An 18,975-nucleotide genomic window follows, 5' to 3' on the forward strand; every position below is an offset into this window, starting at 1 on the left:
CAACCCTAGATTTTAAGGAGAAACATATGGAAATCGTCATTGGTTTTCGCGAAACTACCCGTGATCTGATTTTGGAAACGGATGCTTCGGTTGAGGAATTGCGCACGCTTGTCGATGCCAGTCTCGGTGGAGAAGGTAAGCCCTTGCGTATCATCGCGAAGAAGAACCGCGAGGTAACTATCCCCGCCGATGCTATTGCTTTCGTGGAAATCCGCGAACAAGATACCCGCCGGGTGGGCTTCGGTCTCTAAGAGGTTTGTCGCGGGAGCATCTGGCCGGAAAACTCCGGGAAAGAGCAGCTCGGCACCGGGCGGAGTTGTGATGAGCGGGAGGTCGCAGCGCTCAGGCCGGGTTAGTGCCGTAGAATAGCCGGGAACCTGTGATCGTCTGCGCCACCTGTTTCTCGCTCCGGCTGGAGTGCGTTTCCAGCTCAAACCGGGTGTTTCCTACATGAGCTGGAACGTTTCCTACATGAAGCGGGATATAGGTGCGGCACGGCCAGGCGTGATTGATATGGGTAGCTGCCCGGTCGCTGGGGATTGTCGCGACCGGCTGCTACATCGGGTGGTGCGCTCGGTCGCCAGTGTGTAATCGGCTGATGTGGCATGTATCGCAATCGCTGCGCCCACCCCTAGCTCGTGCGCGTTCGCGCACGCAGAAAGGACAGCATATGGCTTCCGGAGTGATTGATTCCTCCCGCGCCCATGAACCAACCGACGCCTCCCCCGCTGCCGATATCACCGGCACGGGTGAAGGCCTTGAAACCAAGTCTTTCGCAGATTTCGGAGTTTCCGAACCCATCGTTCGTGCCCTGGAAGAGCACGGTATTACCCATCCTTTCCCGATTCAGGCACTCACGCTCCCCGTTGCCCTGACCGGTCATGACATTATCGGGCAGGCAAAAACCGGCACCGGTAAAACTCTCGGTTTCGGCATCCCGCTCCTCGAGGTATCGGTGGGGCCGGGGGAAGAAGGCTGGGAAGCTATTCGCCCAGCCGATCAGGGTAAACCCCAGGCACTCGTTGTGCTCCCCACCCGTGAACTGGCCAAACAGGTTGCTTTGGAGCTGCGTAACGCCGCCGCCCACCGCAGCTTGCGTATCGTCGATATTTACGGAGGGCGCGCCTATGAGCCCCAGCAAGAAGCGCTGGCTAAAGGCGTGGAAATTGTGGTGGGTACCCCTGGTCGTATCATTGACCTCATGAAACACGGTACCCTCGTGCTCAGCCACGTCCGTACCGTGGTTCTTGACGAGGCCGATGAGATGCTGGACCTCGGTTTTTTGGACGACGTCGAAAAAATCCTCTCCGCCGTTCCACCTACCCGCCACACCATGCTCTTCTCCGCGACTATGCCCGGTCCCGTCATTACCATGGCACGCCGTTACATGACGAAACCGACGCATATTCGCGCCCATACTCCCGGTGATGACAGCGCCACCGTCAAAAACATTCGCCAGGTTGCCTACCGCGTCCACGCTCTCAATAAAGACGAGGTGGTTTCGCGTATTCTCCAGGCCCGGGGCCGGGATCGCTCCATTATTTTCTGCCGTACCAAACGCAATGCGGCCCGACTTGCCGACACCTTACGCGAGCGTGGATTCGCGGTGGGTTCCCTGCACGGGGATTTGGGCCAGGGGGCCCGGGAACAAACTTTGCGGGCTTTCCGTAAAGGCAAGATTGACGTATTGGTGGCCACTGATGTGGCCGCTCGCGGTATTGACGTAGACGATGTCACCCACGTCATCAATTACCAGTGCCCCGAAGATGAAAAGATCTATATTCACCGCATTGGCCGTACCGGTCGGGCCGGAAACAAGGGGACCGCGGTGACTTTCGTGGATTGGGAAGATATGCCCCGCTGGTCGCTGATCAGCAAACAGCTCAATCTCGGAATGGCAGATCCGGTGGAAACATATCACACCTCCGATCACCTCTACACCGATCTTGATATTCCCACCGATGCCGGCCCAACTCTCCCGGAATCGCAGCGTGTTCTAGCTGGTTTGGATGCCGAAGAAATTGAGGATCTGGGTGAAACTGGCCATTCGCGAGGTGGGCGCGGTAATTCCCGGCGTCACTCGGCACACCGCGGCCAGCGGGCGCGGGGTGGGACGCAGCGTTCGTCTTCCGCTCGTGGATCGCGCCGCGCCAAGTCCACCACCACGAAAACAGAGGAGCGCTCGGGTGCCGGGCGTCGTCGTACCGAAGAAAAAGAGCAGCGCAGCGCTTCGGTACGCACCCGGCGGCGGCTCGGAACCCCGCGCACGCAGGCCGAAACTCCCGCGGCTAGCGAGCGGGCAGGAACGCAGCGGCGGCGTCGTAAACTCTCCCGCAAACTGGACTAAAGCGGATTAACAAACTCGGCGGGCGTCTCCGGAAACATTCGGAAGACGCCCGCCGAGTTTTAAGACTAGCTTTAAGACCTGTGCGGAAAAGAAAACCTAGGCGGCGCCCGGCCACACGGATACCGCTCCGGCAATAATGAGCTGCACCGAGATCGCGGCTAGCAGCATACCGGCAATACGGGTGAGGAATACCGTGCCGCCTTCGCCCAGGAGGCGGTGCATGGGCGAAGCGAAACGCAAAACCACCCATTCAATAATGTGCAGCAAAATAAAGGCGGCGATAATCGCGAGGATCCCGCCCAGAGAATCGCCGGATTCCTCCACTTTAATCATGATGGCGACGATCGCTCCGGGGCCGGCCAGTAGCGGAATCCCCATGGGAACCAGGGCGATATTCACCGAGGAAGCCTTCGCCTCTTCTTCTTGCGGATTGGATTCGTCCTGCATGAGCTGGAGCGCGACGAGTAACAGCAAGATACCGCCCGAAATCTGCATGGCGGCGGTGGTAATACCCAGCAAATCCAGAATGTATTTACCGAAAATCGCGAAAATCGCCAGCACAATCGCGGAGGTGAGAACAGACTGCCAGGCCGCGCGATTGCGTTCCTTATTGGTATTCCGCGCGGTGAGCGCGATGAAAACCGGGAGGTTGCCCAGCGGGTCAGCGATGACGAACAGGGTCATGAAGGTGGACAAGAAGATCGTGACATCAAAGACGGCCACGGGGCAGTACCTCCTGATTCTCCCCGGCGACCAGGTCCTCCACATCCGCAGGAGCGGTTTTACACCGAGCCGGACTTATAACGACACCATCCTAAGACATCCCCGCGATAATCGAAAAGATATCCTGAGAGTTTTCACGGCCGTACCCGCACCAGCTAGGAATGGTGCTCGCGGGTACCCGGCTCCCGCCGGAACGCTACGGCAGTGAAGCGCGTTCTAACCTAGCACAGGCAACGCGGTGCCGTCGACCAGCTCAGCGATAATATCCGCGCTCGTGGTGTACTGCCCGAGCCGATTCGTTTTCCCGCTCCCGTGATAATCACTCGCCCCGAAACCGCGCAGCCGCAACCGCGCGGCAATCCGTTCCAGGCCCGGCACCAGCTCCGGATCATTTTCCGGGTGGCGTAGCTCCACCCCGAAAAGCCCGGCCGCGGCCATCTCATCAAAAGCACGTTCGGGAACCACTTTGTTACGCGCCGGCGCCACCGGGTGGGCCAGCACCGCTTTCCCGCCCGCCGCCGTAATCATCCTGATTGCCTCGCATGCCTGCGGTGCATAGTGGGACACATAATACGGCCCGCGCACGGAAAGATAGTGGGTAAAAGCCGCGCTCCGGGTGGGAACCACGCCGGCCGCTACCAGGGCATCGGCAATATGGGGCCGCCCAACGGTAGCCCCCGGAGGTGTCTGAGCCACCACATCATCCCAGGTGATGGGGACATCCGCGCTGAGTTTGTCCACGATAGCCCGGGTTCGCGTCAGCCGAGATGCCCGCGTGGTCGCGATATGTTCCTGAATAGCACGATCCTCCGGATCGAAAAGATAGCCGAGGATATGGCAGGTGATCCCTTCCCATTTGGTAGATAGCTCCATGCCGCGGATAAGTACGACGCCGCAGGAGGCCGCCGCAGCGGCGGCCTCCTCCCATCCGGCCACCGTATCGTGGTCGGTAAGCGCAATTCCGGCCAGACCGATACGCCCGGCTTCCTCCACGAGTTCGCGTGGAGTGACCGTGGAATCGGAGGCGGTGGAATGAGTGTGGGTATCAACAGCCATGCCCTCCAGCTTAGTCGGGTTTTTACTAGGGCTTTTTATGTCGGCAAAGGGTGCGATAATGGACGGTATGACTACCAAGGGACAGCACGATCAGGATACTGCGCAGCAAAACTTGCGCGCCCGCGGAAATAACCGTTCTCAGCAGCCCAGTAACCTCGAATTTCGGGAGTTCATGGGTTCGGATTGGGGCCCGCGGCCCGAACCGGCACCGCGCACGGAAGTGGCAGATTATTTGCCGGCACGCCACGCCGCTCTTTCTGCGCTATTCCCGGGTGAACGGCTAGTTATCCCCGCCGGGGAAACAAAAGTTCGCGCTAATGACACCGATTACCGCTTCCGTGCTCACTCAGCTTTCTCGCATATGACGGGTCTGGGCGGGGAACAGGAACCGGGCGCGGTCCTTGTGTTCAACCCGCGGGAAGAAGGCGGACACGATGTCACCCTGTACTTCTATCCGCGCGCCTCGCGTTCCTCGGAGGAGTTTTATTCGGATCCGGCCCACGGAGAATTCTGGGTGGGGGCCCGTCCTTCCCTGGAGGAAGTGAGCCGCGCCACCGGTTTGGCCACTGATTCTCTCGATAACCTGCCCGATGCCCTCGCGAAGGATCTCGGGGAAGGCCAGGTGAGTCTCCGGGTTCTCGCAGAAGCTTCGGAGCAGCTCACCGCGCAAGTAAACGATTTGCGTGCCGCGGCCGGGCTCTCCCAAGATGCCGCTCAAGATATGGAGCTGGCCCAGGCCCTCTCCGAACTTCGCCTCATTAAAGATGATTTCGAGGTCCGGGAAATGCGCAAAGCGGTGGCGGCTACCTATTCCGGTTTCGATGAGATTATTCGCAACCTGCCGCGTGCGGTTGCCCACCATCGCGGGGAGCGCGTGGTGGAAGGGGCGTTCTTTGCCCGCGCCCGCGAAGAAGGTAACGGCCTGGGGTACGACACCATCGCCGCCTCCGGTAACCATGCCAATACCCTTCATTGGATGACGAACGACGGCGAAGTTCGCGATGGCGATCTTATCCTCGTGGATGCCGGGGTGGAACTCGATTCTCTCTACACTGCGGATATCACCCGCACCCTCCCGGTCAATGGCACTTTCACGGAAAACCAGGCGGAGGTCTATAACGCTGTGCTCGAGGCCGCTGAACGAGCCTTGGAAGTGGCCGGTACTCCCGGTGTGAAATTCAAGGATGTGCATGCCGCCGCCATGGAAGTTATTGCCGCTTACCTAGAAAAGTGGGGCATGCTCCCGGGCACCGCAGCCCAGTCCCTGGCTCCCGAAGGTCAGTATCACCGGCGTTGGATGCCGCACGGCACCTCCCATCACCTCGGCTTGGATGTGCATGATTGCGCGGCCGCCCGCCGGGATATGTACCTGGATGCGGAACTGAAACCGGGGATGGTCTTCACAATCGAACCCGGCCTCTACTTCCGCGAAGATGATCTCAAGGTTCCCGAGCGTTTCCGCGGTATCGGGGTGCGCATCGAAGATGACATTCTCATCACGGAAAACGGCGCCGAGCGCCTCTCGGAAGATATACCGCGGACCATTGCCGATATCGAAGAATGGTTCACGCGGGTGCAGCGCTGATGAAAACCTCGCAAAATTCTCGCGTTTTTATTGGGCGGCTGGCCGGTACCCCCGTCTACGATCCCATTGGCGACCAGGTGGGTACCGTCCATGATGTCGTCGTGGTGTTCCGCGTCAAAGGGGTACCTTCCGCGGTCGGGCTCACCATTGATGTGGTGGGGAGGCGCCGGGTCTTTCTGCCCATTACTCGCGTCACCTCCATCGCCAACGGCCAGGTCATCATCACGGGTGTGCTCAATATGCGGCGCTTCCAGCAACGCAGTTCGGAAACACTCGTCATGGCTCAGCTCATTGACCGCGAGGTGGTGGTCCGGGAAACCGGCACCCGCATGAGCGTCGTGGATGCGGCCATTGAGCCGCTGCGCGGGCGCGAATGGGGCCTCACCCAGGTGTATGTGCGTGGAATCGGCACGAATTCCCGCCATTCTGAAATCCTCAAGGTGAGTGAGGTGGCTGGTCTCTCCACGGCGAGCCACACCCAGGGTGCCGCTTCCATCGTCTCCCAGCTGGTGGATCTCAAGCCTTGGGATATCGCGGAAATTTTGCGTGATTTACCTGAAGAGCGTATGCAATCGGTCGCCCGCGAGCTCACGGACGAAAAGCTCGCGGACGTCCTGGAAGAACTCGGTGATGAGGACCGCGTGACGGTGCTCGCAGGTTTGGATGTGGAACGTGCCGGTGACGTTTTGGACGTGATGCAGCCCGACGACGCGGCCGACCTCATGGCCGATCTGCCCTCGGAAACAGCAGCGATCCTCCTCGACTCCATGAGTGAAGGCGAAGCGCAAGATGTGCGCCGCCTCCTCACCTATGATGAGCGCACCGCCGGTGGTCTCATGACCCCCAACCCGGTGATCCTCGGTCCGGATGACACGGTGGCGCAGGCCCTGGCCGCGGCATCCCGCCCGGATATTCCCCCGGCCCTGGCCGCGGTGGCTTTCGTATGCCGCCCGCCTTTGGAAACCCCCACGGGGCGGTATTTAGGTGCGGTACATATCCAGCGGGCGCTGCGCGAACCTCCCACCACGATGCTCGGTTCTATTCTGGATCGGAATACCGAAGGCGTGGATCCGGAAGCCCCCATCGGTTCGGTCACCCGCGAATTGGCAACCTATAACCTCACCGCGGTCCCGGTGGTGGATCAGGGACTCCTCCTCGGGGCAGTCTCCGTTGACGACGTGCTCGACCATCTCCTCCCTGAGGATTGGCGTGATATGGATGATTCCTGGGAGGGCGCTGATGCTGAGGAAAGGCCCGTAGACTCCCCCGCCGCATCCACGACGAACGAGGTGAACCGTGGCTAATGATTTCAATGAACCGCTCGAACGGCGTAGCCGCTTGTTTCGGCGCCGCCGGCGCAAAGATCCGGAAGCTGCCGGGCGCGCCGCGGAAAGCATCGCCCGTTTCCAAGGCACCGCAAGTTTCCTGGTTTACCTGACTATTTTCGTGGTGGCGTGGCTGGCGTGGAACACCATGGCCCCCGAAAAATGGCAATTCGATTCAGCCGAATTCGGTTTCACAGCGCTTACGCTCATGCTCTCCTTACAGGCCTCTTACGCCTCGCCCCTCATCCTGCTAGCCCAGAACCGCCAGGATGCCCGAGACAAGGTGAGCGCCGAACAGGACCGCCAGCGCGCTGATCGTAACCTGGCAGATACCGAATACCTCATGCGTGAAATTGCCGGCTTGCGCGATGCGGTCGGCGATATGGCCACCCGTGACTTTGTGCGTTCGGAATTGCGCGATTTACTCCACGAGCTTGATGACCGCAATATTGATCGCGCCGCCGAACGCGAAGAACGCATCCGCGAACTGCAAGAAGAACTCGATGCGGTCAAGGCCCAGCGCGAAGCACGCGATGTTCCCGTTGATCCGGGAGACGACCACGCCCGCGCCGCACTCGACCTTGACCGCCCTAGGGAGGAGCCCGGTGCCCACGAGTGATCCTGTTTCCGATTCGGTGCCGCACTCACCCGCGGCCCCTCCCCTCACCAAGGATCGGGTTCTGGAGGCCCTCTCCGGGGTTATCGACCCGGAATTACGCCACCCGATTACCGAACTGGATATGATTCACGGGCTGCGGGTGAGTCCGGAGGGTGCCGTCACCCTGACGGTGCTTCTCACCACCGTGCACTGCCCGCGCCAAGACGTGATCGAACGGGAGGTACGCGAGGCCATCGCCGCGCTAGCAGGCGTGGGAACCATTACTATCACGATGGGTGCCATGACCCCGCTCCAGGTGCAACACTTGCAGCAGAAGCTGCGTGGCGGGCGCACCACGCGGGAAATTTCTTTCGCGCGCCCCGATTCGCCCACCCGCGTTATCGCGGTGGCCTCCGGGAAAGGCGGAGTAGGGAAATCCTCGATAGCCGCGAACCTCGCGGTTGCGCTGGCCGCCACCGGCCAGCGCGTGGGCCTCATCGATGCCGACATTTACGGTTTTTCCATTCCGGGGATGATGGGAGTGGATACTCCCGCCCAACAGCTCAACGGCATGATTATTCCCCCGGTCGCGCACGGCGTGAAAGTCATGTCCATCGGTATGTTTGTGCCGGGTAATACCCCGGTGGTCTGGCGCGGCCCCATGCTCCATAAAGCCCTCGAACAATTCTTCGCGGACGTGTACTGGGGGGATCTTGATTATGTTTTCCTCGATTTGCCGCCCGGGACGGGCGACGTCGCTATTTCATTGGCACAGATGCTGCCACGCGCGGATATCCTCGTTGTAACGACGCCGCAAACAGCTGCCGCGGACGTGGCTGAACGGGCCGGTGCAGTTTCTAAGCAAACGGAGCAGACGGTTATCGGCGTCGTCGAAAATATGTCCTATCTGGAACTACCGGACGGAACAAAAAATACTGTTTTTGGTTCCGGTGGCGGACAGCTCGTCGCTACGAACCTCAGCGCAACGCTCGGGTATCCGGTTGAGCTTCTCGCCCAGATTCCGCTGGAGCCGGCGCTGCGGGAGGGCTGCGATGCCGGAACGCCGTTCGTCCTTGATATGGTGGACTCCCCCGCGCGCGATATGCTGCGCGCCCTCGCGGCACGTATCCACGAGCTACCGCGGCGCGCATTTCCCGCGGAATGACACCGCGCACTATGATAGAAACACTGCTGCGCACGATCCCTGTTATGGAGGAGGCTTATGTCCGATCGGACCCTGGCGTGGACATACGCTGAAGATGCCGTTATCGAAGGGGATATTACCCGGGCGGCCCGCGCCACCGCCGCTGAATTCTCTATCCGGTGCGTGAGTCCGGCCTGCGGCAACTTCCTCACGGTGCTGGCTGCCTGCGCGAAAGTGACCAACGCGGTGGAGATCGGGACGGGCAGCGGAGTGTCCGGTCTTTACCTGCTGCGCGCCGGGGATATTCACCTGACCACGATTGACGTGGAATCCGAAGCTCAGCATGTGGCACGTTCGCTTTTCGCCCGAGCCGGGGCCCGCCCCGGGAAAGTGCGCATCATTAACGGGCGCAGTGCTGATATTTTGCCGCGGTTGGCGGCCCACTCCTACGATATGGTGCTTGTCGACGGCGATCCTCTTGAGGCGGCCGGTGACTGTGAAGAAGCTTTGCGGATTTTGCGACCCGGGGGCCTCCTGGTGGTGGCTGGCGCTCTCCAGGGCGGTAAGGTCGCTGACCCAGCGCGCCGCGAAGAACCCGTGGTGGCGATTCGCCATCTCATCAAGGCGCTTATGCAAGCCGAAGAACTCGATACCAGCCTGGTGCCTCTGGGCGATGGTGTGCTGGTCTGCCGGTTGCGCTAACCGGGCGATTCTTCGTTTACACAGATTTTTGGCCGGTAACCGGTTGCTAGTCGGCCGGTAGCCGGCTGCTAGGTGGCTGATAGCGCTGGCTAGTTGGCCGGCAGCCGGTTAATGTGCTGGGGTAGCCGGCTGGCTAGCCGACCACCCTGTCGCCGTGGTGCCCGGGTATGCAAGCGCGCATGTATCCGGGGGCCGCGCCTGCTGGCTGGCCCCCGGATCGGTAGTAGATGCAGATACGTCGGTGGTGGTTACTTCTCCACGCTTGCGAGAGCTTCTTTGAGACTCACGCATTCTTCATCGTTGAGTTCCAGAACGAGGCGTCCGCCGCCATCCACCGGGATGCGGACCACGATTCCGCGTGCTTCACGTTCGACTTCCAGCGGCCCATCACCCGTGCGTGGCTTCATAGCTGCCATAGTGGTTTCCTTCCTGTTCGCCGCAACTATGCGACTAACGTCACCCCTAATTCTACTAGAAGTCTGCCACCTGTTCGCGGCGAGCTTGTCGCGTGGCTTGTTCGGCAGTGAGAGACCTCTGACCTGCGATAAGAGCGTCGACAGCTTCGCGGGCGGTATCCACCACGGTAAAAATGTTCGGATCTGCGGGCGAAATCATACCTTCACTCACCAGGCGCCCGCGGATCCACTCCACGAGACCACCCCAGAAGTCGCTGCCCACCAGCACCACCGGGAATCCGGCGACTTTCCCTGTTTGTACCAGGGTGAGGGCTTCGAATAGCTCATCGAGGGTACCGAAACCACCGGGGAGCACCACGAAACCTTGAGAGTACTTAAGGAACATTGTTTTACGCACGAAGAAATACCGGAATTCAATGCCGAGATTAACGTATTCGTTGAGCCCCTGTTCGTGCGGGAGTTCAATTCCTAGGCCGATGGAGAGGCCGTCATTCGCCGCGGCGCCTTTATTAGCGGCTTCCATAATCCCCGGCCCGCCACCCGTAATAATCCCGAAGCCCTGCCGGCTAAGAATATTGGCTGCTTCCTCGGCCACCCGGTAGTAACGTGACTGGCGCGCGATACGAGCGGATCCAAAAATCGAAACGCAGGGTGGCACATGGGCGAGCGCCCCGAATCCTTCCACGAATTCGGATTGGATGCGCAGTACTCGCCACGGGTCGCTGAGGGTCCAGTCCCCGTTGCTCTGGTTGGAGAGCAGCTTGGTATCCGCGGTGACGGGCGGAATCTGGGTGCCGCGCCGGGTTTGTGCCCCGCGCCGATAGTCGCGTGTATTCATGGTTTCTATTGTCCTTCGCTACCTACGCGCCTTCCACTCCGCTACGCGGAGCGGAAAACTACCTGAGCTCTGCCAGCCCGGCCGCGTCCAGACCGTCAACGGCTTTTTTGACATCCTGAGCTTTATCGCGGGTGGTCACTAGCAGGGCGCTTCCGGTATCAATAACGACGGCGCCCGGTACTCCCACCACAACAATGGGCTTCGCTGAGCTGTATACCAGAGAATCCGGCGCATCAACAGTGAGCACCGGAGCCCCTGTGCTTCCTGGGACACGCTGGGCGGTGAGCTCCCCGGCGGGGATACCTTCGGCGAGGGAATCGTAATCCCCCACATCGGACCAGCCCATATCTGCGGGAACCACGGCCACCCGGCCCGCAGCAGCTGCCGGTTCGGCTACCGCCCGGTCAATCACTTCTTTCGGGATGGACGCCCATATGGCTTCTACCTGGGGAGATTGCTGAACCGAGTCCAGATCCCACAGCTGGGCAAGCTGGCGCAGCGGAGCGGCAATATCAGGGCGGTAGTCGGTGAGCATATCCATAAGCGTGGCCGCCCGCACCACGAAAATCCCGGCGTTCCAGTAGTAGCCCCCCTGCGCGAGATAACGCGCGGCAGTTTCCGCATCCGGTTTTTCCACGAATTGTTCTACCTGCACGGCAGCGGCGTTAGCCTCACGCGATCCGCCGGCGGAAGGTTCACCGGGGAGTGCCCCGCCCGCGCGGATATAGCCGAATCCGGTGGCAGGCCCGGTTGGAGTAATCCCTAGGGTAACAAGATAACCGCGGGAGGCCGCCTCCAGCGCGCCGCGCACGGCCGCGGTGAAGGCCGCGGTATTGGAGATACGATGATCGGCCGCAAAGGAACCGACCAGGGCATCCGGATCGGTGCGGTGGGCGAGCGCCGCGGCAATACCGATGGCGGCCATCGTGCCGCGCGGGCTCGGCTCAACCACGTAGTGAAGGGGCGTCGTAATATCGGCTAGTTGCTCACGGACGGCCGCGGCATGCGCGGTGCCGGTCACGGTATAGATACTGGATGCTAGCGGGGCAAGCCGGGTCACCGTATCGTGAATCATGGTGTGCCCCGAACCGAAATCAACCAGGAACTTCGGGTGGCTGGCCCGCGAGAGCGGCCACAGCCGTGAGCCGGCTCCCCCGGCGGGAATAATCGCATGGAATGTCACGCCTAGCTGTCCTTTCGCTGCGAGCGGGCGAGTTCGCGCTGTCCGCTCACGTAGTGTGCGCGAGCTTCTTCAGCTTTGAGCTGTGCCTCGCGCGCCTTTGATTCTAGCTTTTCGGCCCGGCGGCGGGCCAGGTTACCGGCCAGGCCGCCCCATTCGGGCAGATCTTCTTCCTCAGTACCGATGGCGTTCTCCGGTTCGGGAAGGAGGGAGCCGGTGATGGGATCATGGGGCCACGCGAGTGTTTCCGGAACGGAGAGGGTGACGTAATTGGGCGTGGTGGTGGCCCGCAGTTCTTCCGGATCTTTCGGCACGTAGACCCGCGGCGGGTTGGCCATATAGGCCGAGACCATGAGCACAATGCGCGAGGCAAGGTTGAGCCACAGCAGCAGGGTGGCGATGGCGGCAAAGGGCGCGAGGAGCGGGTTTCCGGACACACTGGATACCGCGGAGGTTCCCGCTACCCGAATGAGGGAGAGCAGGATCGCGCCGAGGGCCGCCCCCGTGATGAAATCGCGGCGGGGTACCCGGATCCCGGAGGTGAACCGGATAATGAACATGATGACAAGCGCGTCCACGGTGGCCGCGAGCAGGAAGACCGCGATTTTGGTTCCGAATTGTACGAATGCCCCGTCCATTCCTACACGGGTAAGAAGCATGGTTCCTACCGAACCAACGAGGGAGCCGATAATCGCGGAGGTAAGAATCCCCAGGGCAAGCACCACGAATCCGGCGAGGCGGAAGAGGATGCTGACCACCCCATTTTCGACCCGCTGATTCACCCCGAACATGGCACCGATAGCGGTGGAGAGCCCGGCCATAATGGACATGGCCGTCCACAGCAGCACCGCGCCCGCGATGATGGTAGCCACTACCGAGGTTCCCGAGAGGATGAGGTCATCGGGATTGATGAGCCCTTCCCCGGAAGAATCTTGGAGAATGCCGGGTAGGGCCGCATTGACGGCATCCACCACAGTTTCCCGCAGCTGCGTATTTCTGCCGAGGGTGGCCATAAAGACGGTCCAGGAAATGGTGAGAGCCGCGGTGATAGCGAAAAGTGCCGAGTAGGCGATTCCGCCGGCGAGCAGGCCCCCGCGGGCCTTTCCGTAGCGCCCCAGCCCCCGCATGATGCGCGTGCCTTGCACCCATTCGGCCAGAGCTTTTCCTTTATGGACGACGCCGGCTATTGCGCTTTCCGCACCCCGTTCCCCACCGGGTGCACCGTGCCGGGCGGCTTGCCGCCCCTGCCGGTCCACGCCGAGAGCTCGAGAGACACCGGCAATCATAGAGTTCTGCTTTGTCACATAGCCATCGTACGTGAGGGCTACGACAAAAACAGAAGTTTTTGATTCCTCAACGGTCCTGAACGGTACAAACAGTGCACCTAGAGCTGGTAGTCCACCGTGAGCGGGGCGTGGTCGGACCAGCGCTCCGCATAGGAGGATGCTCGCCCGATAGTGAAGGATTGCGCGGTGGCGGCAAGCGCCGGACTGGCCATATGGTAGTCGATACGCCAGCCTACGTTGTTGTCAAAAGCTTTGCCGCGCTGGCTCCACCAGGTGTAGGGGCCTTTGCCCTCATGCCCGCTGCGGTCCAGCAACGCGCGTTGCACATCCACCCAGGGCCCACCGAACCACCGGTCCAGGTAGGCGATTTCATCGTCGAGTACCCCGGAGGTACGGTTGTGGTTGGATTTCCAGTTCTCAATATCAGCTTCGGTGTGGACGATATTGAAGTCCCCGGCAACTAGGGTGCGGGCGGCCGGGTCAAATTGCGCTAGGCGGGCACTCACCCGCTCAAGATGCGCGTATTTTGCCGCCATTTTTTCCGGATTATCCGCCACTCCCGAATGCAGGTAGGCGCTCACCACCCGCAGCTGGAGATCCGGGAGTTCCACTTCAAGCCAGCGCCCGCTATCCACCGGCGCTTCGGACCCAACAGGTTCTCCATCGGCTCCCACGCCCAGGTGATCCCGCACTTCGCCTACGCCCGTACCTTCGCGCACCGCCACCGCGACCCCGGCCCGGCCTTTGAGTTCGGAAACGGCCGTGTAAACCTGGTAGCCGGTGCCCGCGAAAATATCTGCGGTGATATCCGCGGGGGCACGCACCTCTTGAAGCAGCACGACATCCGCCGCGGTGGCCTCCAGCCACGCCGCAATTCCTTTTCGCGCGGCCGCGCGGATCCCGTTGACGTTAACAGTGCTGATCCGCATCTCATTCCCCTTTGTATCCGGCCCCGGAATGTTCCGAGACGCCTGGTTCTGTTGCGTGCTGCTGCGCCAGGTAGCGTTCAGCCATATCGACGACGTTGCTGAGCAGCATGACACGGGTCATCGGGCCGACCCCACCGGGATTAGGTGATACCCAGGCCGCAGATTCGCGCACGCCCGGATCCACATCCCCACGGGTGCGCCAGGTACCTTCCGCGGTGCGCTCCCGAGTTACTCCCACATCAACAACGACAGCGCCGGGCGCCACCCATTCCGAACGGACGAAACCCGCCTGGCCCACCGCGGCGATAATGACATCAGCGCGCCGGCATAGCTCGGGAATATTCGGGGTGCCGGTATGGCAGAGCGTGACGGTGGCGTTAATATTCTTCCGAGTGAGAAGGAGACCAATGGTTCTTCCCACCGTGATGCCGCGCCCGAGGACCACCACGTGTTTGCCGGCGAGGTTGAGCCCGTGGCGTTCGATCAGCTCCACGATGCCGGCCGGGGTGCAGGGCAGCGGGGAGGTGAGCTGCCCGCTCACGCCCGCTACCAGGCGCCCGAGGTTGACCGGGTGAAGCCCATCCGCATCCTTATCAGGATCGATCACTTCGATAAGGCGGGATTCGGGCAAGCCTGCCGGGAGCGGGAGCTGGAGAATATATCCGGTGCAGGCAGGATTGGCATTAAGAGCGCGGAGTGCATCGGCCACTTCCGCGGCGCTGGCACTGGCAGGCAGCTCCACCTGCAAGGAAGCGATGCCCACTTCTGCACAATCGCGGTGCTTGCCGCGCACGTACGCCGCGGAAGCCGGGTCATCACCCACCAGCACTGTTCCGAGCCCGGGTGTGTATCCGCGAGCGCGCAGAGCTTCCACCCGCACCCTCAGTTCGTCTTTAATAGCGGCGGCGACGGCGCGCCCGTCCAGAAGTTGCGCTGCCATTACTGCCCTTCCCCGTTCCGGGTGGCCCCAATTTGGTCCAGACCGGCGTACAGCGGGAAGCGGTCCGCGAGCGCGCGTACCCGGGCGCGCAGCTCCTCTACCGGCGCAGCGTGCCCACCGATGAGGGCGCGGGCAATAATATCGGCAACTTCCGTGAATTCTTCCGGGCCGAAGCCGCGGGTGGCCAGCGCCGGGGTACCGATGCGCAACCCGGAGGTGACGAAAGGCGGGCGCGGATCATAGGGAACCCCGTTGCGGTTGACGGTAATACCGATGCTCCCCAGCAGGTCCTCCCCTTCCCGACCGTTGATCGCGGCATTGCGCAGATCCACGAGGACCAGGTGGACATCAGTGCCCCCGGAAATAATCGAGATACCTGCCTGAGCCACATCTGCTTCCGTGAGCCGGGCGGCCAAGATCTGGGCGCCTTCCAGGGTGCGGAGCTGACGCTGGCGGAATTCTTCCGTGGCTGCATACCCGAGAGCCACTGCTTTCGCGGCAACCACGTGCATGAGCGGGCCGCCTTGGTTGCCGGGGAATACCGCGGAATTGAGCTTCTTGCCGTATTCCTCCCCGCGCGCGGACAGGATCATCCCCGAGCGGGGCCCACCCAGGGTTTTGTGAATGGTGGTGGTAACCACATCCGAATACGGGAGGGGGTTGGGGTGCAGCCCTGCGGCCACGAGGCCGGCGAAATGGGCCATATCCGTCCACAACACGGCACCGACTTCATCAGCAATGGAGCGGAAAGCCGCGAAATCTAGCTGCCGCGGGTAGGCGGACCACCCGGCGATAATCATGGCGGGGCGTTCGCGCAGCGCGGTTTCACGCACCTCATCCATATCGAGAAGATAGGTTTCCGGATTCACGTGGTAGGCGGCCACATCGTAATTGCGCCCGGAGAAGTTGAGTTTCATACCGTGGGTGAGATGCCCGCCCTGATCGAGGGCCATGCCCAGTACTTTCGCACCAGGTTTCACCATCGCGTGATAGACAGCGGCATTCGCCGAGGCACCCGAATGCGGTTGCACATTGGCGTAATCCGCCCCGAAGAGGCTTTTTGCCCGCTCTATGGCGAGAGTTTCGGCCTTATCCACCCATGCGCAACCACCGTAGTAGCGCCGCCCGGGATAGCCTTCCGCGTACTTATTGGTGAGAACAGAGCCTTGGGCTTGCATAACCGCGCGGGAAACGAAGTTTTCCGACGCGATCATTTCCAAGCCTTCTTGCTGACGCCGCAATTCCCCGGTGAGAATTGCGGCAACTTCCGGGTCCGCCACGGCCAAAGGTTCATCCAGTGGTGTACTCATGTCTCTCCTCCACACCTTCCACGCCTTCGCTGTTAGATCGACAGTCTACCGCGGGGTTACGACACAAAATTGTGGCGCAGCTTTCCGGGACCACGCGGGGCGTCGCGGCGTCGTCGTGCTCAAGGCTTGTGGGAACATAGCCGCGGCGCGCGGAAAAGCGGGCGGCTCAGGAAATCTTGGGGGCGCTCAGGTCCGCGCGGGAGAGATCCGCGGCGGGGCTCTTGGTGATGAGTTTGTGGCCCCACCACAGGCCGAAGAACAGCGGCAATCCGATATAGGAGGAGAGCAGGTCGAGGGCTCCACCACCTGAGGTAATAATGAGGTAGCTCTGCCCCACGATCACCACCGCGCACATCACCAGCGCCACAATGGGGCCGGCCGGGTAGAAACGCGCCTTGAAGGGGAGTTCGTCGAGGCTACGGCCCTGGGCGATAAAAGCGCGCCGGAAATTGTAATGGCTCCACGCGATACCCATCCAGGTGATAAAACCGGCCAAGCCGGAGGCATTGACGAGCCAGGCGTAAGCTTTGCCGTCGCCCATAAAGGAGGAGATGAAGCAGGCGGTAGCCACCAGAATCGTGATGATCATGGCGTTGAGCGGGACGCCGCGGCGGGTCAGACGCGCCAGGAATTTCGGGGCGCTGCCCTGCTCGGCGAGCGCAAAAAGCATGCGGGTGGAGACATACAGGCCGGAATTACCCGCCGATAGCACCGCGGTAAGAATAACGGCGTTCATGACGGCGGCCGCGAAAGCCACCCCGGCGCGCTCAAACACCAGGGTGAAGGGCGAGACCGCAATATCGGAAATATCGGTGCGCAGCAGGTTCGGGTCGCTATAGGCCACCAGGGTGCCCACCACCACGATGGCGCCGATGTAGAAGATGAGGATGCGCCAGAAAATTGTGCGGGTGGCACGCGGAACCGTGGTGGCGGGGTCGCGAGCCTCCCCCGCGGCGATCCCCACCATTTCGGTGCCCTGGAAGGAGAAACCGGCCACCATGAAAACCGCGAGGATTCCTGCTCCGCCGTTGACGAAAGGCGCCTCGCCTTCCGTCCAGTGAGCCAGTCCCGGGCTCGCCCCGAAAACACCGGCAATCATGAGGAGCCCCACCGCGATAAAGGCGAGAACCGTCACCACTTTAATAAGAGCGAACCAGAATTCACCTTCCCCGTAGGTGCGCACCGAGAGCGCGTTGAGCAAAATGAGCAGGGCCAGGAAGATCGCAGACCACACCCAGCCGGGCGTATCCGGATACCAGTACTTCATCACGAGCGCCGCGGCGGAAAGCTCTGCGGCCACGGTGATCGCCCAGTTGTACCAGTAGTTCCAGCCGGTGGCGAAACCGAAAGAGGGCGAAACGAAACGCCGCCCGTATTCTTCGAAGGACCCGGCCACCGGCAGGTAGGCCGCCATCTCCCCCAGCGATTGCATGAGGAGGTAGACCATCATGCCGATGAGCCCGTAGGCCACCAGGGCTCCGCCCGGGCCGGCTTGGCTGATTGTTTCTCCGGAGGCCACGAAAAGCCCGGTGCCAATCGCCCCGCCCACCGCGATCATGGTGAGGTGGCGGGCGTGCAGGCCGCGCTGCAGCTGCGGCTCGGCGGATTGTTCCGATTGCCCGGACGGCCCGGTCTGCTCGGATTGTCCAGCTTGCTGTGGTGCCACGTTTTCTCAGCTCCTTCATCGCGGCGCCTCGCCCCGTGCGGGCTCCGCTCCCCGCGGTGACCGTGCCACCGCCTCAGTGCTTCGTTCGTACCGGCACACGGTAGTGTACGCCAGCGGTGGCGCGCCACTGCTTCTCAGAGCGTGAACCGCGGGTCTATTTCCGGCCACTTCGGGGTGTAGTTACGGCCAGGAGCTGGGTGTAGCGCGGTTTAGGCGCGGTTTATCGGGTGGGTGCGGCCCGGTGCGGCGCACCGGTGTTCTGGTATTCGATAAGAACGACGGCGCTGGCCACGTTCCCATCGTGACTCATCGAAACATGAATATTGACACTCCCCAGGGTTTTATGAACCGCCCCGGCTATCGGTGCCCCGAGGATAATCGCCGGGCGCCCCCAGCGGTCATTGGTGACCTCGATGGCGTCCCAATGCCCCTCGGGCAGTACCGGTTGGGAGCCGTAAAGAGCCGCCGACCACGCTTTAATAAAGGCCTCTTTGGCGGCCCACCGGGCCGCCAGGTGCGGGGCGAGTTCCGCGGCCGGAATAACGGTCTCAAATCCGGCATCTTCCGCGGCCGGGGTGGCGAAAGCTCCGGCGGCCTCGGTGCGGGTGTGGCGCTGGGCCCGGCGAATCGCGTAGCGCATTTCCCGCGCGGTAAAAACGTTGCGGAAGCGGGAGCCGGGTAGATCCAGCTGCTGGGCGAAGGCATCGATTGCGACGGTATCGGTTCCAATTCCGGCGATCACCGCGTGCTCCTTCCTGGTGACGTATCCGTGTGGCCAGCTCAAAGCCAAAGCGGCGCCGTCGTTCCCCGTGACTTTCGCTCCCGCGTAACTATTCCCTTTTATGGTAAACGAGGCCACCGCTTCCTGTCTGCTCGTCCCGAATTTCGCTGTCCCTCTACCATTCCCCGCTGAGCTGGAGAAAGATAGTA

The 18,975-nt window shown here is 61.6% G+C and carries 18 protein-coding genes; 7 read left to right on the forward strand and 11 right to left on the reverse strand.

Annotated elements, in window-relative coordinates; genetic code table 11:
* Positions 1–26: 26 nt before the first annotated feature.
* Positions 27–251 carry a DUF3107 domain-containing protein gene (locus QP828_RS02110; RefSeq protein WP_016442984.1) on the forward strand — a complete coding sequence of 75 codons (225 nt, stop codon included), beginning with the start codon at positions 27–29 and terminating at the stop codon, positions 249–251.
* 419 nt (positions 252–670) lie between these two features.
* The gene (locus tag QP828_RS02115; RefSeq protein WP_274778218.1) at positions 671–2,347 is read left to right on the forward strand and encodes a DEAD/DEAH box helicase; all 1,677 of its coding nucleotides are present in this window, start codon (positions 671–673) and stop codon (positions 2,345–2,347) included.
* Positions 2,348–2,443: 96 nt separating this feature from the next.
* Here the strand turns inward: QP828_RS02115 and QP828_RS02120 are convergent, their stop codons facing one another.
* Both QP828_RS02120 and QP828_RS02125 read right to left on the reverse strand, forming a co-directional pair.
* Entirely contained in the window at positions 2,444–3,070 is a 627-nt protein-coding gene (locus QP828_RS02120) for a MarC family protein (protein WP_016442986.1), read from the reverse strand.
* A 216-nt stretch (positions 3,071–3,286) separates the two neighbouring features.
* Complete coding sequence (locus QP828_RS02125; protein WP_274733546.1) at positions 3,287–4,126, reverse strand: PHP domain-containing protein; 840 nt, start codon at positions 4,124–4,126, stop codon at positions 3,287–3,289.
* Positions 4,127–4,184: 58 nt separating this feature from the next.
* On the opposite strand from QP828_RS02125, the gene QP828_RS02130 reads away from it, so the two are divergent.
* The 5 genes from QP828_RS02130 to QP828_RS02150 are packed head-to-tail and all read left to right on the forward strand — an operon-like array spanning position 4,185 to position 9,480.
* On the forward strand, positions 4,185–5,711 hold the full coding sequence (locus QP828_RS02130; RefSeq protein WP_016442988.1) for an aminopeptidase P family protein: 1,527 nt from the start codon (positions 4,185–4,187) through the stop codon (positions 5,709–5,711).
* Positions 5,711–7,015 (forward strand): magnesium transporter MgtE N-terminal domain-containing protein, encoded by a 1,305-nt coding sequence (locus QP828_RS02135; RefSeq protein WP_016442989.1) that lies wholly within the window; start codon positions 5,711–5,713, stop codon positions 7,013–7,015. The genes QP828_RS02130 and QP828_RS02135 overlap by 1 nt, the downstream gene beginning before the upstream one ends.
* Complete coding sequence (locus tag QP828_RS02140) at positions 7,008–7,655, forward strand: DUF1003 domain-containing protein (RefSeq protein ID WP_016442990.1); 648 nt, start codon at positions 7,008–7,010, stop codon at positions 7,653–7,655. The genes QP828_RS02135 and QP828_RS02140 overlap by 8 nt, the downstream gene beginning before the upstream one ends.
* Positions 7,642–8,799 (forward strand): Mrp/NBP35 family ATP-binding protein, encoded by a 1,158-nt coding sequence (locus QP828_RS02145; protein ID WP_274733547.1) that lies wholly within the window; start codon positions 7,642–7,644, stop codon positions 8,797–8,799. The genes QP828_RS02140 and QP828_RS02145 overlap by 14 nt, the downstream gene beginning before the upstream one ends.
* Positions 8,800–8,856: 57 nt before the next feature.
* Positions 8,857–9,480, forward strand: coding sequence for an O-methyltransferase (locus QP828_RS02150; protein WP_016442992.1), 624 nt, complete (start codon positions 8,857–8,859; stop codon positions 9,478–9,480).
* Between the two features lie 248 nt (positions 9,481–9,728).
* Here the strand turns inward: QP828_RS02150 and QP828_RS02155 are convergent, their stop codons facing one another.
* The 9 genes from QP828_RS02155 to QP828_RS02195 all read right to left on the reverse strand — a co-directional run bounded on the left by QP828_RS02155 (position 9,729) and on the right by QP828_RS02195 (position 18,787).
* On the reverse strand, positions 9,729–9,896 hold the full coding sequence (locus QP828_RS02155) for a DUF3117 domain-containing protein (RefSeq protein WP_016442993.1): 168 nt from the start codon (positions 9,894–9,896) through the stop codon (positions 9,729–9,731).
* 55 nt (positions 9,897–9,951) lie between these two features.
* Positions 9,952–10,734, reverse strand: a complete 783-nt coding sequence (locus QP828_RS02160) for an LOG family protein (protein WP_274733549.1) — start codon at positions 10,732–10,734, stop codon at positions 9,952–9,954.
* 58 nt (positions 10,735–10,792) lie between these two features.
* Positions 10,793–11,917 (reverse strand): mannose-1-phosphate guanylyltransferase, encoded by a 1,125-nt coding sequence (locus tag QP828_RS02165; RefSeq protein WP_274733550.1) that lies wholly within the window; start codon positions 11,915–11,917, stop codon positions 10,793–10,795.
* A 2-nt stretch (positions 11,918–11,919) separates the two neighbouring features.
* A complete protein-coding gene (locus QP828_RS02170) occupies positions 11,920–13,218 on the reverse strand; it encodes a YihY/virulence factor BrkB family protein (RefSeq protein WP_274733551.1) in 1,299 nt (432 codons plus the stop codon).
* Positions 13,219–13,298: 80 nt separating this feature from the next.
* A complete protein-coding gene (locus QP828_RS02175) occupies positions 13,299–14,129 on the reverse strand; it encodes an exodeoxyribonuclease III (protein ID WP_274733553.1) in 831 nt (276 codons plus the stop codon).
* Position 14,130: 1 nt separating this feature from the next.
* Positions 14,131–15,069, reverse strand: coding sequence for a bifunctional methylenetetrahydrofolate dehydrogenase/methenyltetrahydrofolate cyclohydrolase (locus QP828_RS02180; protein ID WP_274733554.1), 939 nt, complete (start codon positions 15,067–15,069; stop codon positions 14,131–14,133).
* Complete coding sequence (glyA, locus tag QP828_RS02185; RefSeq protein WP_274733556.1) at positions 15,069–16,379, reverse strand: serine hydroxymethyltransferase; 1,311 nt, start codon at positions 16,377–16,379, stop codon at positions 15,069–15,071. The genes QP828_RS02180 and glyA overlap by 1 nt, the downstream gene beginning before the upstream one ends.
* 166 nt (positions 16,380–16,545) lie before the next feature.
* A complete protein-coding gene (locus tag QP828_RS02190; protein ID WP_425536588.1) occupies positions 16,546–18,045 on the reverse strand; it encodes an amino acid permease in 1,500 nt (499 codons plus the stop codon).
* Between the two features lie 220 nt (positions 18,046–18,265).
* Positions 18,266–18,787 carry a holo-ACP synthase gene (locus QP828_RS02195; RefSeq protein ID WP_206435388.1) on the reverse strand — a complete coding sequence of 174 codons (522 nt, stop codon included), beginning with the start codon at positions 18,785–18,787 and terminating at the stop codon, positions 18,266–18,268.
* Between the last annotated feature and the right edge of the window lie 188 nt (positions 18,788–18,975).

The sequence above is a fragment of the Actinotignum sanguinis genome (assembly GCF_030230305.1).
GTDB classification, from domain to species: Bacteria; Actinomycetota; Actinomycetes; order Actinomycetales; family Actinomycetaceae; genus Actinotignum; species Actinotignum sanguinis.